Consider the following 15,508-nt stretch of genomic DNA (forward strand, 5'->3'; position numbering starts at 1 on the left):
CTTTCACTTAGATTGACTTCGACCGCCAAGACGCACATGATTGGCTGACCATGTCGCCCAAGCTGCACCTTGCCGCAACAATCCTGGCGCTGCCCTTGGCAGCGCCGGCGGGGCCGCTCCAGCTGTTTACGGAGTACACCCCGCCCGACATCATGCGCGAAGGTGAACGCATTGTCGGCATCTCGCCGGACAAGGTGAAAGAAATCATGGCGCGGGCGGGCATCGGCTACACCATGGAGATCATGGCGTGGCGGCGCGCCTACGAACTGGCGCTGCGCACGCCCGATTCCTGTGTATTTTCGACATCGCGCACGCCGGAACGGGAAGCGCTGTTCAAATGGGTGGGACCGCTGCGCGAGGTGGACTGGACGCTGTACGGCCTGGCCAACCCGCCCTTCCAGCTCGCCACGCTGGACGATGCCAAACACCTGCGCATCGGCGGCTATAACAGCGACGTCCGCGCCCAGTACCTGGTGGCGCGCGGCTTTACGGTGGATACCGCGGGCGACAATTTCTCCAATCCGCGCAAGCTGCTTGGCGGGCGTATCGACCTGTGGGTGACCAGCCACCAGCTGGCCAACGGCGTGCTGGCGCAGGAAGGCCTGCTCGGCAAGATCGTGCCCCTGCTTACCTTCCGCACCTCACGCGCCTACCTGGCCTGCAACAAGGCGGTGCCGGACGCGCAGGTTGCCGCGATGTCGGCCGCCATGGCGGAAATGGTAAGAGACGGTACCTCGGCTGCCATTGACCGCAAGTATGCCAACTGGCGGCCGGCGCCGTCATCTGGCCGCTGACGCGGGCAGCGCATCGGGCCGCTGGCATCGCGCCTCACCTTGCGATCCACTTTCGGTGTCGTGGTGGCGCCACAAAAATAGTTCCTGGTGCCGATGGAGCAAGAATCGACCGTCCGCATCCTGGAATGGCGGGCACCCACCTGCTCCCGCCACGCTTTGCACACAGCATGAGCGTCAACCAGTAGCGTGCCTTCATTAGGACGATTAAGACGAGAAGGCGTACTTCTTCTTGATCTTCATTTCCGAGCGGGGCAAGGCCGCCATCGGGTAATTGCTGCGCTCAGGCCCGACAAAGGATTTTTTCCCGGCCTTGACCGTGATCTTGCCCGGACATTGGACGGTGATATTGCCGCCGTCGATGGTGATATTCGCACCGCCTGCGGTGGACAGGCTGATTTTCCTGGCTGCCGCGAAGTCGATATGCGCGTTTGAGCTCTTCACGTCGATCATGCCCTGCGCCTGCACGCCCAGCGCACCGGCCTGGGCCTGGACGTCGACCGGATCGCGGGCCGCAATGAGCTGGACGCCGACATCCTGCGCGCCGGGACCGGCCGCCCCGCCCAGCACGCCCAGCGCCTGCCCGCTGTGCACGCGCAGCTGGCCGCCGCTGGCAAACTGGGCGTCCTGGCCGCTCGCCACAACGGCTGCCTCGCCGGCCGCCAGCTGCAAATCCCTGGCCGCCGTCATTGCCAGGCCATCCCTGGCCGATATCGCAACAATCGGATCGCTCACATGCGGCAACTGGCCTGCAGCCGGCGCTGTCTTGCGCTTGCCGGCATCGTTGAAAGCATCATCGAGATGGCGCTCGCCAACCATGCCGGAAACGGACGTCAGCAGCGCCTGCAGCGGGGCCTCCTTCGCCGACAGCGCGCTGGCCTTGGCTTTGCGGGCGCCCATGTGCGCAGCCATGCCGACTGTCCGGTGCTTGACGGCCGCGTCGCTGAAAGTTTCCGCCAGCTTCACCGCCTGCTTGAGCATCGCAATGCCGGCAGCGTTGTCGCCGGCCGGATCGCGCTGAGCGGCGCCATGCTGGATCCGGTAGCTGGTCACCAGCAAACCGGCGCCGGCCCGCACCGCGCCGTAGGCATCGCTGCGCAATTCCGCACCCTGGCCGCGCAGGCTGCCGCGGAAGTTGTCGGCACCGTGCACCAGGTGCCCCAGGTTCAGCTCAGTGGCCGCCAGGGTGGTGCGCATCTGGATGCGGCCCTGGTTGTCGGTATCGTCAAACAGGAGCTGGTTATAGCCTTCGCCGCCGAATTCCTTGCTGCGTACGCCCCACTGGGCTGCGGCATTGCGGTGACCGGGGCTGCCGCCCGCCGCGCCATGCCACGCCGGGCTATGGCCGCCCGCCAGGTTACCCTGCCCGGAAACGGCATGGTCATGCGCCTGGCCGAAGGCGTCGGCCGCCTGCTCGCGCGTTGCGCCGCCCGGGGTGGGCGGCACCCCGCCTTCGCCCTGGCCGTTGTACAGGGCGCCGACAATCAGCGGACGGTCGATATCGTTTTCCAGGAACTGCACCAGCACCTCCTGCCCGATGCGCGGCAGAAACTGGCTGCCCATGCCGCCGCCAGCCAGGCGCTGGGCCACGCGCACCCAGCACGTGGCATCGGCCCCGTCCTGCCAATGGAAGCGGATGCGCACACGGCCCAGGCTGTCGCAGTGAATTTCATCTGCACCGTTTGGCCGGTCATTGCCGTCGGCCCCCACCACGATGGCGCTCTGGGCGCCCATTGCGGTCGGTTTGGCGTGTTGGCGGCTTTCGCCGCCGGCGTGCATGGGCCGCCATGGCAAAGCGGCATCCAGTGCCGTGAAACTATTGGCATAACCGCTGCTGGCCGCCTGTGCCAGCGTCGCGCTGAAATCTTCCGGCAGGCCGGCCAGCGGGGCGCCCAGGTCTTCCAGCAGCTCCGGGATGGGGCCGAACAATTCGGCCAACCCTTGCCGGACTGCCACCGGCAGGTTGTTGACCCCGACACCGATCACGCGCAGCACCACAAAATGCTCGCAGCCGGCAGACGTATCGAACGGGCCTTGGGTCAGGTTGAAACGGGTGCCGGCGCGCAGCGTGCGCACCGTTGAGCGGGCTTGCCATAACTGGCTCTGCGCCTCCAGCGCCTGCATGTGCAGCGTGGCATAGCGTTCGGCCTCGCCGCCGTCGGCGTAGAAATACTGGCCGGGATAGTCGAAACTCTCCGGCAACTGGGCATGCTTGCCGAAGTTGCGCAGCCTGGTCGGCACGGTCTTGCTGACCGCCTTCTTGGCTTTATAGTCATAGCTGGCCACGGCGACAGCGCCGCTGATCAGGCCGCGCGCAGTGCGCAGCGACTGGATGCTGTCCTGCCGCTCCCCGGCGCGGGCAGCGTGGTAGCGCAGGCCGCCGCCTGCGGCGCTGCTGGCGTCTTCCGGCGCGGCTTCTTTCAGCACGCTGTCGGCAAACAGCATCATGGTTTGCTCTTCTTCGCCGTCTTCGAAGCGCCAGCCGATGCCTTCTTCGGTCAACAGGCGGCGCACAAAGTCGTAGTCCGATTCGCGGTACTGGCAGCAATAGCTGCGCGGCGGAATCGACTGCATGGCGCTGTGCGCGTCGTCGCTCCATTGCCATTTGGCGTACGGCGAGTACTCGGAGAAGACGGCATCGACGATGTCGGCCACGCTCTTGTCCTGCCATACCCGGCTGTTGCGGCGCTGGGTTGCCAGCCAGAGCCAGGAGCTAAGGCGCAGGCGATAGCGCGCCAGGCCGCCCTCGCTGCCCAGCATGGCGGCGCCGCTGATGAAGCCGTGGAAACTGGTGCGGCTGCCGTCGGCCAGGCTGGCCTGTATGGCCGCGCGCTGGCCAAGCAGCGATTGCAGCGAGACTGCCGCGCTGGTGGACAGGACGATGACATCGCGCGTACCGACCTCCTGCAAGGCGTCATCGGCCAGGAAGGCTTCCACCAGCAGGCCGCCGGAGCCATAATCGCCATCCGTCTCCAGCTTGAGTTCATACAAACGGCTGGCACTGGAGAACTGTGCCAAGGCAGCGTAAACCTGGGTAAGGAGATCGTTCCGCATCGAATGTCCGGGCTACAATAATTATCAAAACGAAAACGATAGCAGCATTGCGGGAAGTCGCTCGCACTGTTGAGCTAACGGGCGCCCCGGCGCTGCGCTTTCATGGTTTTGACGGCAGGCTGGGAACGGTAAAGACGCCGTGCAGCGACTGCAATTCGGCGCGGTGGATGGCGGCCAGGCGCAGCAGCACCGCTTCACCGGCAGGCAGCAGGTGGACTTCGACGCGTCGCCGGTCTTGCGCATGGGGGCGGCGCTGCACCAGCCCGGCCGCCTCGCTGCGCCCGAGCAATGCGACCACGCCATGCTGCTGCGCCTGCAGCCGCTCGGCCAGTTCGCCGACCGTGGCCCAGTCGCGGCCGGCAAAGCCCTTGATATGCAGGAGCAGCAAGTACTGCAGCGGCGTGATGCCCTCGGCCTGGGCCGCATTTTCGGAAAAGCGTTCGAAACGCCGCATCTGGTAGCGGAACTCGGACAGGGCCATGAAGTCGGCCTTGGCCAGGGAATCTGGTGGAGACGCCATTTTATATCACGGTATGATGTAATCAGCGGCTCATCATACCACCATCCCATGCCGCCTCCGGCCTGCGCCCGGCTACTTCGCGAACGGCACAATATGCGCTTGCTGCGGCTCCTGGGTGAAGTGCGGCGACATGATCTGGACGCCTTCGCGGTTGAAGACGTCGACCACTTTCTGGTGCAGCAGGCTAAGCAGCTCAGCCCGGCTATTGGGCGAACTCAATACCGAACATGCCACCAGCTTGTATTCGATGTAGAAATCGGACAAGGCGCTCTGAATCACATACGGCCGCGGTTCGGCAGCAATGCCCTCGGTTGTCGCAGCCGCCTCCTCCAGCATGGCGTAGACCTGGCGCCAGGGGGTGTCATACCCGATCGTCACGGTCGTATCAATGACATAGGCCCCTGGCACGGCACGCGAGTAGTTCTTGATCGTATTCGAGAGCACCCACGCATTCGGCATTGCCACATCCACGCCCATGCCGGTGCGCACGCGCGTGTCGAAGATGCCGGGCTCCACCACAGTGCCATGCACATCGCCGATACTGACATAATCACCTTTGCGCAGCGCCCGCGTGTACATCAGGATCAGGCCCGCAGCGCCCTGGCCGACGATGCTCGACGCCCCAATCGACAGCATCAGCCCCGCCAGCACCGTCACCCCCTGGAACGCCGCCGTGTGCGAACCGGGCAGGTATGGGTAGGCCATGGCCAATGCAAACAGCCAAATCACCACGGTTGCCAGCCGGCGTGTCGGCACGGCCGTATCCCGGTCGAGCCAGCCGAAATGCAGCTCGCCGCTTTCGACGCGCTTGAACACGGAGGCCAGCGTGGCGCTGGCCAGGCGGGCTAGCACGGCAATGACGGCAACCAGCAGCAGGCCCGGAATCGCGCTGGCCACGTTGCTGGCGATCCCGGTGGCAGTATCCAGCAGGAACTGCTGCAAACGCTCGCCCCAGTTGCGCGCAAAGGGGATCCGCGCCAGCACATAGGCCAGCCAGACATAAGCGGCCAACAGCCCCAGAAACCAGGCCAGGACGTCCATGGCGAGCCGCATGAAATGGATCAAGTGTTCAGCATCCAGCACCCGCACGTTGCGCACGCGGACCTGCGCCAGGCGCCGGCCCAGGACCGCCTCCAGCCGCCGCCGGACCTGGCGGCGCAGCGCCGCCAGCGCCCACAGGAAAAGCGCCAGCGCGCAGGTAGCCAGGGCGCACAGGGCTAGTGCCTGGGCAATGTAGGCCGGGCTGCGCTGCTCGCGGCGTTCCTGCAGCGCCTTGCCCAATTGCGCGGCGCTTTCATGGGCCAGGATTTCCGTGGTGTCGCCCGCCAGGGTATTGACGTCGCCGGGCGACACCAGGAACAACAGCGAGCCATCGAGCAGGACTTGCGTGCCCTCGGCGATCGAACGAATGCTGGACCGCTGCGGCCCGCCTTGCGCGAGCGCGCGCTCCAGGCGCTTATCCGCAGCATCGGCGCGGTCCTGCGGGGTGTAGCCACTGAGCATGGCACGGAACACGAAGATGGTGCGGTTGCCAACCGCCAGGCGCGCGGCGGGCGCTTCCGCCTGGGCAGCTGGCGTGGCAGCTTGCAGGACGTGGCTTAGCTGGCCAAGCGTGAGCAGGAAAAGACAGAAAAGCGTGCGTAAGTGCATGGATTCCCTGATGTCATTTTGCGTGCCATCATTGCACACAATGCTGTACAACTCAATCAGCGCCTTCGCCACCGCGTATGAAAATGCTTCGCCCGCTCGCCCTCACCTGTTTGCTGCTGACCGCATCGTACGGATGGTGCGGCGAACTGGTGGTGCTGGTCGACCGTGCCGCCGACATGCCCATGTCGCGTATTGACAATGGCCGCCTGACCGACGGCGTGCACAAAATGCTGGGCGAGGCGCTGGCCCGAGGCACGGGCCGTGAACTGCGCTTCCTGCTGCTGCCGCGCAAGCGGATTGCCAGGGCGCTACAGCAAGGCGAAGCCGATATCCTGTGCGGCTATACGCCGGAATGGATCGAAGGGGATTACTTATGGACGGAGCCTGTCTTTACGGCTGAAGAAGTGCTGGTCACCGATGCCAGGCAGCCGCAACCGCGTTCCATCGCCGACCTGCGCGGACAAGCCATCGGCACCATCCTCGGCTACCAACATCCGGAAATCGAAAAGATCCTGGGCACTGGATTTGTGCGGGACGATTCGCCTAATATGGAAACCAATCTCGAAAAACTGGCGCGCGGCCGGGTTCACCACATTCTGATTGCGCGCGGCGTCCTCGAATATCGCCAGCGCCTGCGGGCCATTCCGCTGAAGCTGCACCCGCCCCTGCCCGCAGCAACCTTTCACACCCGTTGCGCAGTCTCACGCAAGGGCCATCTCAGCCTGGAAGAGGCAAATCGCGCGATCGCCGCCGCCGTCAAGGACGGCACGCTCGCGCGCATCCTGGCCCAGTTTCGCTAGGCAGCTGCCCGGCTTACGTGCCGATGTGCTTCAACTCGTCCGGCAGCAGGTAGGTATAGCTTTTCGGGTCGAACATGACCTTCCAGGTCTTCGCTTCAACCTGGATGCCCTCCTGCATGCCGGCCTTGCGCGTAATGTACAGCGGTGTGAAAGTCGAATCGCTTACCGGGTCGGTCCGATAGGTCCACGCCAGTTGGGTGCAGCGCGGCGGCACGAATTCCTCAACGTCCGCCTCTTCCCCGGCAGTGCCCTCCGGCGCCCCTTCACCCTCGGCCGGCGCGGTCTTCTTTTCACCCTTCGCCTGTTCCCAGGCCGCGTAAAGGCGCTCGGTTTCCTTGCAGTCGCCGCCCCCGATCACCTGGAAGGCCGCAGTAAATTCTGTCAGCACGGCGATCTGCTCATTGCGCGGCGCCAGGACCACGTTGCGGGTGGTCGTGAACTCTTCGCCCTCGCCGGATTCGGAGGAGCGGGTCTTTACCACCCATCCCCATACGTCCGCGCTCAAGGCTTCGAAATGCACGCGTTCCGGGGTGACTGGATCGACGCCGCTTGGACGGCGCGCATCACTGTATTCATAAAGCTGGCCATCACGATAACGCAGCTGGAACACGCCGTAGAACGAATCATCGCCCTCCTTCGATTCGATGGCGCGGCCGCTGGTGACGAGGTAGAGCTCATCCCCCTCCTTGCCATTGATCTTCTTTTGCTGCACAACCGTGACCAGGTAAGTCGCATGGCTCATTTCGTCGACGTAGAGCCAGCCATGCTGGGTTTCCGAGTACTTGCCATAGTTGCGCGTCATGACGCCGTCGATGGCCTCGTTGGCGTCGAAGGTGCGCGGCGCTTGCGGCTTTTCCTGCAGCGCCACAATAGCGATCAGCAGCGAGAACAGCAGGCCGACTGCGGCAAAGACGTAAATGGCAATACGGCCCAGCTTTCTGGCTCGTTTGGGTTGTTCAGGGGTCGTAGCTTCTTCCATGTTGTAGCGTGGCAATATTAATAGACGCGCAATTATACAAAAGCCAAGGAAACGTGATTTCAGCCGTGCGCGGGGCGGAAGCAAAACCGGTCGTGATACACGTCGTATCCCAAGCCAAGCGCGGCCTACTTAGCAGGCACCATCGGCGCTCGAACATTCCACGCCTTCACTGGAGCATCCTTCAGCGTACGTGAGCAAGTGACTTTGACACCTGGGCGCGACGCCTGGTCATCTTTGCCCCAGTTCGCGCCTAGCGGAACAGCGCACTTCCATACGAGAGCCCTGATATCCGGCTCGCCAACTTGCCATTAGGGCCCGCCTTTCAAGTTGTCGCGTCGAAGGAAATCCCTGGCCACCTCTCCGATTTCATAGGGACCGTGCCTGTTCCCTTTGGTTCGATATTTCAACAAGGGATCCTCGGAGACATCCTGCGCAAAGCAATTGGGAAATGCTGCGGTGGCGCAAAGCAAGAGCCCAAATACGTTATGCAGTCGTGATTGTGCCAACATCTACCCGGGCTTTTCTTATCTATTCGAATGCCTTGCCATCACTATCCGCGCGTACTCTTCGGGGCCGTCGTGATCAGGGTGGCGCCACAGCTGGTCTTGTGGCCATCAAAGGCGACTGGCACTCCGTCAATCAGCACTTTGGGATCACCTTCAACGATCACGCAAACGGCATGTCCAGGTACCGGACAGGTGCAGCTGTCCCCCTTGCGGGCGACAGCAATGCCATGGACTTTGGAATGGGGTGATGCACTGATAACGATGCCTCCGTGGCTGGTGGGATCATTCAAGCGGATTACACCGTGCATATGTACACCTTACTCATCGCGAATATCCTTGCGACCCCGGTTTCGCGTCGTGACGCAGCCCCCACCAAGGCAGGAATGCACTGCCACCACCTCGAGCGCGGAACCATGGTGCGTTCGGATCAATCGGGCGTACCTTGGCGGGCGGGCTCACCACGACTGCCGTTGGCTGTTCGGCATCGGTGGTGCCTGCCACCAGCACGTTCTTGCCAAGGTGATTGGCGTAGGCGATGCCTAGCGCCACGTTCGTCAGCGCAGTGCACGCACCCATTTCGCCAAGCAAAGCTGGGGTATTGAAGGTCTGCTTCTTGAAATCGAAGTCCACTAACTCAGTGGTAAGTGTCTGCGCCAAGGCGCCAATGCGCTCGGACGAAGCAGCATGCGTGTTGTTGGCATCGTGGATGACATAGCCAATGTCACTGTCCTGCTTGCCTGCGTTGCCTGCCGCTGTTTCTACAGCGGCCTTCCATGCCTGGATTTGGCGGGGCGGCTGACCTTTCTGGGCTTCGAAGTCTGCCACTTTTTTGGTGGCCGGGTAGCCGATCCACGCCAGCGGTGCACGTTCTGTGTTGTAGTTCGGACCTGCGAGCACCAATAGCACCATGTTCTCGTTGATTTGAGCATCTTTCGGTGGGAAGCTTGGGGCATCCCAGTTCATCACCCAAACTGTTTCATTCGGGTGTGCTTGCAAGTAGTCAAGGCCAGCAGCCAGCGACGTGAATCCGGCATTCGCGCCCCCCATGGTCACACGCACATCAGGCGGGGTGTCGCGACTCCAAGCCTTTGGGAATGCCTTATTGCCGATATTAAATGTCTCGACGATTTCGTCTCTCAGGTAATTTCCTGCTTCAACGGGATCGAGCCTTCCTTGCGGTATAGCATACTGAATGTGAATACCCGCCAGCTCACGCCATGTTTTCTTGTCCGTGAGCGAATGAGCATTGTAGAAGTATGTTGAGCTTGAAAAGTAAATGTCGTGGTAAAGCACAGTCAATGCTTCGACATACTTGTGGTGATATCCCTTGAAGGTTTCCTCGCCATCATTACCGCTGGCGATAATGCCAATCGGTTGGAGCTTGGAATATTTCTCAGGTTTCAGCTTGACCATGTCATCGTCCTTGTTAGGCTGAACCAGCCCCAAGGTCCAAAGCAGTTGCCATTCGGTAGGGTAATCGCGCCGCTGCAGAGGATTGAGCCATTGCAATCCGACGACTTGTGCCTGGAACGGTTTGGCTTCTTGTGGTGCTACCATCGTAGCAGCAGGAGCAGACCGGGTTGAGCTGCAAGCTCCGAGACTAAGCAATGCCAGCACACTCCCAGCATACAGGGCTGGATAAACTAAAAATCGTTTCATAGTTCAGCATCAGGTAGCGAAACAGGTACCGTCTTTTCAGGCGGATCACCCCATGCATATGGACTCCTTACGCATCCTGCTCACCTCAATCGGAGTAGCCTTGCGGCTGCGGGCCCGCATCGTGACGCAGCCCCCACCAAGGCAGGAATGCACTGCCACCACCACGAGCACGGAACCACGGAGCGTTCGGATCGATCGGGCGTACCTTGGCCGGCGGGCTCACTACGACTGCCGTTGGCTGTTCGGCATCGGTGGTGCCCGCCACTAGCACGTTCTTGCCAAGGTGATTGGCGTAGGCGATGCCTAGCGCCACGTTCGTCAGCGCAGTGCCCGCACCCATTTCGCCCAGCAAAGCTGGGGTATTGAAGGTCTGCTTCTTGAAATCGAAGTCCACTAACTCTGTGGTAAGCGTCTGCGCCAAGGCGCCAATGCGCTCGGACGAAGCAGCATGCGTGTTGTTGGCATCGTGGATGACATAGCCAATGTCGCTGTCCTGCTTGCCCGCGTTGCCTGCCGCAGTTTGTACAGCGGCCTTCCATGCCTGGAGTTGGCGGGGCGGCTGACCTTTCTGGGCTTCGAAGTCTGCCACTTTTTTGGTGGCCGGGTAGCCGATCCACGCCAGCGGCGCACGCTCCGTGTTGTAGGTCGGACCGGCGAGCACCAGCAGTACCATGTTCTCGTTGATTTGCGCGTCTTTCGGTGGGAAGCTTGGAGCATCCCAATTCATCACCCAAACTGTTTCATTTGGGTGCGCCTGCAGGTAGTCGAGGCCCGCCGCCAACGATATAAACCCGGCATTAGCACCGCCCATCGTTACGCGAACATCTGGTGGCGTATCACGGCTCCATGCTTTGGGGAAGTTCGGATTACCAATGTCGAACGTATCAATGATCCGCTCTCGTGTGTAGGTTGCTGCCTCAAGTGGGTCTAGGCGACCATTTGGTAAAGCATATTCGACATGGATGCCAGCCAACTCGCGCCAAGTCTTCCTATCCGTTAGAGAATGGGCATTATAAAAATACGTCGAGCTGGAAAAATAGATGTCATGGAACAGCACCGTGAGGGCATCAACATATTTGTGGTGATACCCTTTCAAAGTTTCTTTTCCATCGCTTCCATTGGCGATACTTCCGACCGCTTGCAGCTTGGTAAACGTCTCGGGATCCGACTTCACCATATCGTCATCTTTGTTTGGGTGCACAAGGCCCAGGGTCCACAACAATTGCCATTCTGTAGGGTAGTCGCGTCGTTGCAGCGGGTTAAGCCATTGCAATCCGACGACTTGAGCCTGGAACGGTTTGGCTTCTTGTGGCGCTACCATCGTAGCAGCAGGAGCAGACCGGGTTGAGCTGCAAGCACCGAGACTAAGCAGTGTCAGCAAACCTGCAACATAAAGGGCTGGATGAGTTAAAACGCGATTCATAGTTCAGTATCAGGTAGTGAAACAAGTGACGACTGTTTGATGGCGCAGCTAAGTAAGAGCGCAGCGGTTAGTCCGAATACGAACGCAGGACAAAGCACAAGAGAATCGATGTGAGCGTGCGTCGGCCAGAAGCTCGTTGCCCCCCACCTCAAGTTGCCATTGCTATCCGCGCGTACTCTTCGGGGCCGTCGTGATCAGGGTGGCGCCACAGCTGGTCTTGTAGCCATCAAAGGCGACTGGCACTCCGTCAATCAACACTTTGGGATCGCCTTCAACGATCACGCAAACGCCATGTCCAGGTACCGGGCAGGTGCAGCTGTCACCCTTGCGGGCGACAGCAATGCCATGGACTTTGGAATCGGGTGAAGCACTGATGACGATACCACCGTGGCTGGTGGGATCATTCAGGCGGATCACCCCACGCATATGGATTCCATACGCATCCTGCTCACCTCAATCGGAGTAGCCTTGCGGCTGGGGGGCCGCATCGTGGCGCAGTCCCCACCAAGGCAGGAATGCACTGCCACCACCACGAGCACGGAACCATGGTGCGTTTGGATCAATCGGGCGTACCTTGGCGGGCGGGCTAACCACGACTGCCGTTGGCCGTTCGGCGTCGGTGGTGCCCGCCACCAGCACGTTCTTGCCAAGGTGATTGGCGTAGGCGATGCCAAGTGCAACGTTCGTCAGCGCCGTGCCGGCCCCCATCTCGCCCAACAAGGCTGGGGTATTGAAGGTCTGCTTCTTGAAATCGAAGTCCACTAACTCTGTGGTAAGTGTCTGCGCCAAGGCGCCAATGCGCTCGGACGAAGCAGCATGCGTGTTGTTGGCATCGTGGATGACATAGCCAATGTCGCTGTCCTGCTTGCCTGCGTTGCCTGCCGCAGTTTCTATAGCGGCCTTCCATGCCTGGATTTGGCGGGGCGGCTGACCTTTCTGGACTTCGAAGTCTGCCACTGTTTTGGTGGCCGGGTAGCCGATCCACGCCAACGGCGCACGCTCCGTGTTGTAGTTCGGACCGGCGAGCACTAACAGCACCATGTTCTCGTTAATCTGCTCGTCCTTCGGCGGAAAGTTTGGTGCGTCCCAGTTCATCACCCAAACCGTTTCATTTGGGTGCGATTGAAGGTAGTCGAGACCAGCCGCCAACGAGGTAAATCCAGCGTTAGCACCGCCCATAGTTACCCGCACATCGGGCAATGTGGAACGACTCCACGCATTCGGAAAATTCGGATTGCCGATGATAAAAGTCTTCCGAATGGTGTCCTGTGTGTAATGAGCAGCTTCAATTGGATCCAGCCGCCCCTCTGGCAGGGCGTATTCGACATGTATTCCTGCGAGCTCACGCCACGTCTTTTTGTCTTTCAATGAATGTGCATTGTAGAAGTAAGTGGGGCTGGAAAAATAGATATCATGGAAACGTGCTATTAGAGCACTTACATACTTTTCGTGAAAACCGTCGAAACTCTCCCTACCGTTGTTGCCGTTAGCGATGATGCCAATCGCCTGAAGCTTTGTGAACGTCTGAGGATCTAATTTGACCATGTCATCATCCTTGTTTGGCCGGGTCAACCCGAGAGCCCAAAGCAATTGCCATTCGGTAGGGTAATCGCGTCGCTGCAGGGGATTGAGCCACTGAAGACCGACAACTTGGGCCTGAAACGGCTTAGCTGCCTGCGGCATGGCAGGCATCGTAGCGGCTGATTTAGTCTGAGCAGATGCCGGGGCAATTAAACTAAGCAAGGCCAGCACGCTAACTGCAAACATGGAAGGTAATAGGAAGAACCGATTCATAATTTCACCATCCGATAGTAGATTCGGCGACGATTGATTGGAGTCTCTTGTAATTAAGAGGGCCATGAGAACTGCGAATAAAAAGGCAAATAAAGCGCAGCCTATTCGACGCGGACGCGTCTCAATTAGAAAGCTCACTCTTCCCCCTTTGAAACCTTGGCAAAGAAGCCTCGTTGATTGGCGATCTTCGCGGGCATGATGCCTTCTGGCGTCCTATTCGCCCATTCATGAACTGCCTTTTCTCTGAACAAGCCCGTCAAAAAATACTCGTCAAACAGCTTATTTGGATCGTTCTTAGCAAGCCCCGCGAGGAATCGCCAGTCTGCTGCAATCCTAAAGCCATTAAAGTCTTCTTCCTTGATGTAACAAGCCCCAACTGCCACCTCGTACGCGAGCGCCTTCTGCGCGTGCATACCATTAGTCATGATCGTTGAGTGGTCTGTCGCGTGGGTATCAATATTCTTTGCCAGGCTTTCCTTAATTTTCTTCGTGCGCCAAGCATTGTATTCGGCACTGGCAGTAGATGGCATATCCTCTTCGGTCACTTGTTTTTCCTTAGCATACTTTCCCTCCCTTTTAGCCTGCATGCGCAGCATGGCGTGATGTTCATAACGAAGTCCGGCCTCGGAAGCTGCGTCGCCTTCTGCCGCATCCGTGCGCTTCCTGGAACTCCCCTCGGTACCTCCACTAGGAATGTTCCTATCACCTGCATAAGGATCGTTTGAGTCACGTTCTCGCTTCCTGTCGCGCGAGTCCCCGGGCGCATCGTAGTCTTGGTCAAAATTGTCGCAAGGTTTATCGAAGCGCATTGCGACAGGCAGGAATGGCTCAGGCAAATTCGGCGCGGTAAGGGGCGTCTTCCAATTCGCTGGCGGATCGCCATTGATACGCGTACGCACAGCGGCCGTCACTATGCCAATCACTGGTGCACTGACAATCGTCATTACTTTGCCTAAGATATTCTTATTGGCGGCCAAGCCCTTCGAAATCGAGTATTTCGCTATTGGTGAGGGCGGGTGCCAGAATTCCGTGACGCCGCGGTCCTTCATTGCCTGAGCAAAGTCGTAGTGACCTTGCTCGCCAACCTTGAAGCCTTGTGCAAAGACCCGCTGGCTGAATACGCCATGACCACTCGTGGCATTGATTTCCTGCTGGCTCATCCCACGCCAGCCGATGCCCTGGATGGTAGTGGATGAAATCACTTGGTCGTGCGGATTGAAGTATAGAGTTACACGACCGAGCGTCGAGAGCTTGTCACCATATCCATACTTATTGCGATCGCTCCGGGCATCGAAGCCGTGCGCCTCATTCTTCATTAGTTCGTCGATCGTCGCTGCTGGTTGCTCAAATGCCGACTGCTTTCGGATGATGTCGAAGAATGCGGCCATGGTCTTGTAGCGAGCCTCACCACTGGTGCGGCCGTTATTCCCTTCAGCGTCTTCCATTCCGCGCTCGGCCCATGTCTGGGTGCCGTTTTTCTGCAGCAGGCTGTATGGTGGGTTGCATAGTACATAAGTGTCGGCCACGCAGTTGCCAGTTTTTCCTGTGGCATCGGTCACCGGATCGAGACGATCGCCGAGGAAGGCGGCAGCGATTCCAATCATATTGCCTTGGCTGTGACAGACGATCGTGATGGGTGTATCCGCCTGCTTCTTGCGGATCGATTCAACCAACTTCGCCAGACGTAGTGCAGCCAGGACGTAGTAAGGACGGGGCGGACATGAGTACACCAGACGGTCATTGGTCGGATTCATGTGCTGGACGTGTAGCCACAGGAACAGTGTGTCATCTACACCACTGCCCCAAAGGTCCGGTAGCGAGGTGCAGCCATTGGCAAAAGGACCGCCGCCCCAGTAGTTTTGCTCATTGAGGTAAATGCCGTCACCATACTCTTGTAATTCTTGGCTGCTGGCCTTGTAGCCCCAGCGGAAATGAATTACCGGTGAAAAACTACCTGCACTGTCGACAAACGACTTGTCGCTCAACTTTGGGTTGATAAATCCATCTGGCGTCAGCTCCTCCATGTATTTAGCCGCCTTCAGTTGCCCACCCTCCGGCGTGGCGTGAACAATCTGCCCCTTATTGCGCTTAAGGCGGTCATTCAGGCCGTCGCAGATGCCTTCTTCCGTTTGCTTATACCACTCGCCATCGGAGTTCACTCCGTGGACGAAGATGGTGATACCCGGCAGCGGCATCTGTGCAATGACATCGAGGTGTTTGGGGTCAACCAGGCAGACGCCACTCTTGGCGCCCACAATCAGGTTACATGGGTCTTCAATCGGACTGTCGAAAGTTAAGGGCTTCGTCATTGATGCGATTTCCAGGCTAATAC

At 59.7% G+C, this 15,508-nt stretch carries 12 protein-coding genes; 2 read left to right on the forward strand and 10 right to left on the reverse strand.

The window, feature by feature from the left end:
- The first annotated feature begins 50 nt into the window (after positions 1–50).
- Positions 51–794, forward strand: a complete 744-nt coding sequence (locus tag ACWBU6_RS26350) for a substrate-binding periplasmic protein (protein ID WP_452646285.1) — start codon at positions 51–53, stop codon at positions 792–794.
- Positions 795–998: 204 nt separating this feature from the next.
- Here ACWBU6_RS26350 and ACWBU6_RS26355 read toward each other — a convergent pair whose 3' ends face one another.
- From ACWBU6_RS26355 to ACWBU6_RS26365, 3 genes are all read right to left on the reverse strand, one after another.
- Entirely contained in the window at positions 999–3,845 is a 2,847-nt protein-coding gene (locus tag ACWBU6_RS26355; protein ID WP_452646286.1) for a type VI secretion system Vgr family protein, read from the reverse strand.
- 100 nt (positions 3,846–3,945) lie between these two features.
- Positions 3,946–4,365, reverse strand: coding sequence for a MarR family winged helix-turn-helix transcriptional regulator (locus ACWBU6_RS26360; RefSeq protein WP_452646287.1), 420 nt, complete (start codon positions 4,363–4,365; stop codon positions 3,946–3,948).
- 72 nt (positions 4,366–4,437) lie between these two features.
- Positions 4,438–6,015, reverse strand: coding sequence for a mechanosensitive ion channel family protein (locus tag ACWBU6_RS26365; protein WP_452646288.1), 1,578 nt, complete (start codon positions 6,013–6,015; stop codon positions 4,438–4,440).
- Positions 6,016–6,092: 77 nt separating this feature from the next.
- On the opposite strand from ACWBU6_RS26365, the gene ACWBU6_RS26370 reads away from it, so the two are divergent.
- The gene (locus ACWBU6_RS26370) at positions 6,093–6,815 is read left to right on the forward strand and encodes a substrate-binding periplasmic protein (protein WP_452646289.1); all 723 of its coding nucleotides are present in this window, start codon (positions 6,093–6,095) and stop codon (positions 6,813–6,815) included.
- 13 nt (positions 6,816–6,828) lie between these two features.
- Here ACWBU6_RS26370 and ACWBU6_RS26375 read toward each other — a convergent pair whose 3' ends face one another.
- The 7 genes from ACWBU6_RS26375 to ACWBU6_RS26405 form a co-directional block, all read right to left on the reverse strand.
- Positions 6,829–7,794, reverse strand: coding sequence for a hypothetical protein (locus ACWBU6_RS26375; protein WP_452646290.1), 966 nt, complete (start codon positions 7,792–7,794; stop codon positions 6,829–6,831).
- Positions 7,795–8,344: 550 nt separating this feature from the next.
- The gene (locus tag ACWBU6_RS26380; protein ID WP_452646291.1) at positions 8,345–8,608 is read right to left on the reverse strand and encodes a PAAR domain-containing protein; all 264 of its coding nucleotides are present in this window, start codon (positions 8,606–8,608) and stop codon (positions 8,345–8,347) included.
- A gap of 13 nt (positions 8,609–8,621) precedes the next feature.
- Positions 8,622–9,857 carry a hypothetical protein gene (locus ACWBU6_RS26385; protein WP_452646292.1) on the reverse strand — a complete coding sequence of 412 codons (1,236 nt, stop codon included), beginning with the start codon at positions 9,855–9,857 and terminating at the stop codon, positions 8,622–8,624.
- A 187-nt stretch (positions 9,858–10,044) separates the two neighbouring features.
- A complete protein-coding gene (locus ACWBU6_RS26390) occupies positions 10,045–11,280 on the reverse strand; it encodes a hypothetical protein (protein ID WP_452646293.1) in 1,236 nt (411 codons plus the stop codon).
- Between the two features lie 264 nt (positions 11,281–11,544).
- Positions 11,545–11,808 carry a PAAR domain-containing protein gene (locus ACWBU6_RS26395; RefSeq protein WP_452646294.1) on the reverse strand — a complete coding sequence of 88 codons (264 nt, stop codon included), beginning with the start codon at positions 11,806–11,808 and terminating at the stop codon, positions 11,545–11,547.
- Positions 11,809–11,835: 27 nt separating this feature from the next.
- Positions 11,836–13,314 carry a virulence factor gene (locus ACWBU6_RS26400; protein WP_452646295.1) on the reverse strand — a complete coding sequence of 493 codons (1,479 nt, stop codon included), beginning with the start codon at positions 13,312–13,314 and terminating at the stop codon, positions 11,836–11,838.
- Entirely contained in the window at positions 13,311–15,485 is a 2,175-nt protein-coding gene (locus tag ACWBU6_RS26405) for a T6SS effector phospholipase Tle3 domain-containing protein (RefSeq protein ID WP_452646296.1), read from the reverse strand. The genes ACWBU6_RS26400 and ACWBU6_RS26405 overlap by 4 nt, the downstream gene beginning before the upstream one ends.
- Positions 15,486–15,508 lie beyond the last annotated feature (23 nt).

This window comes from Pseudoduganella sp. HUAS MS19 (genome assembly GCF_053615455.1).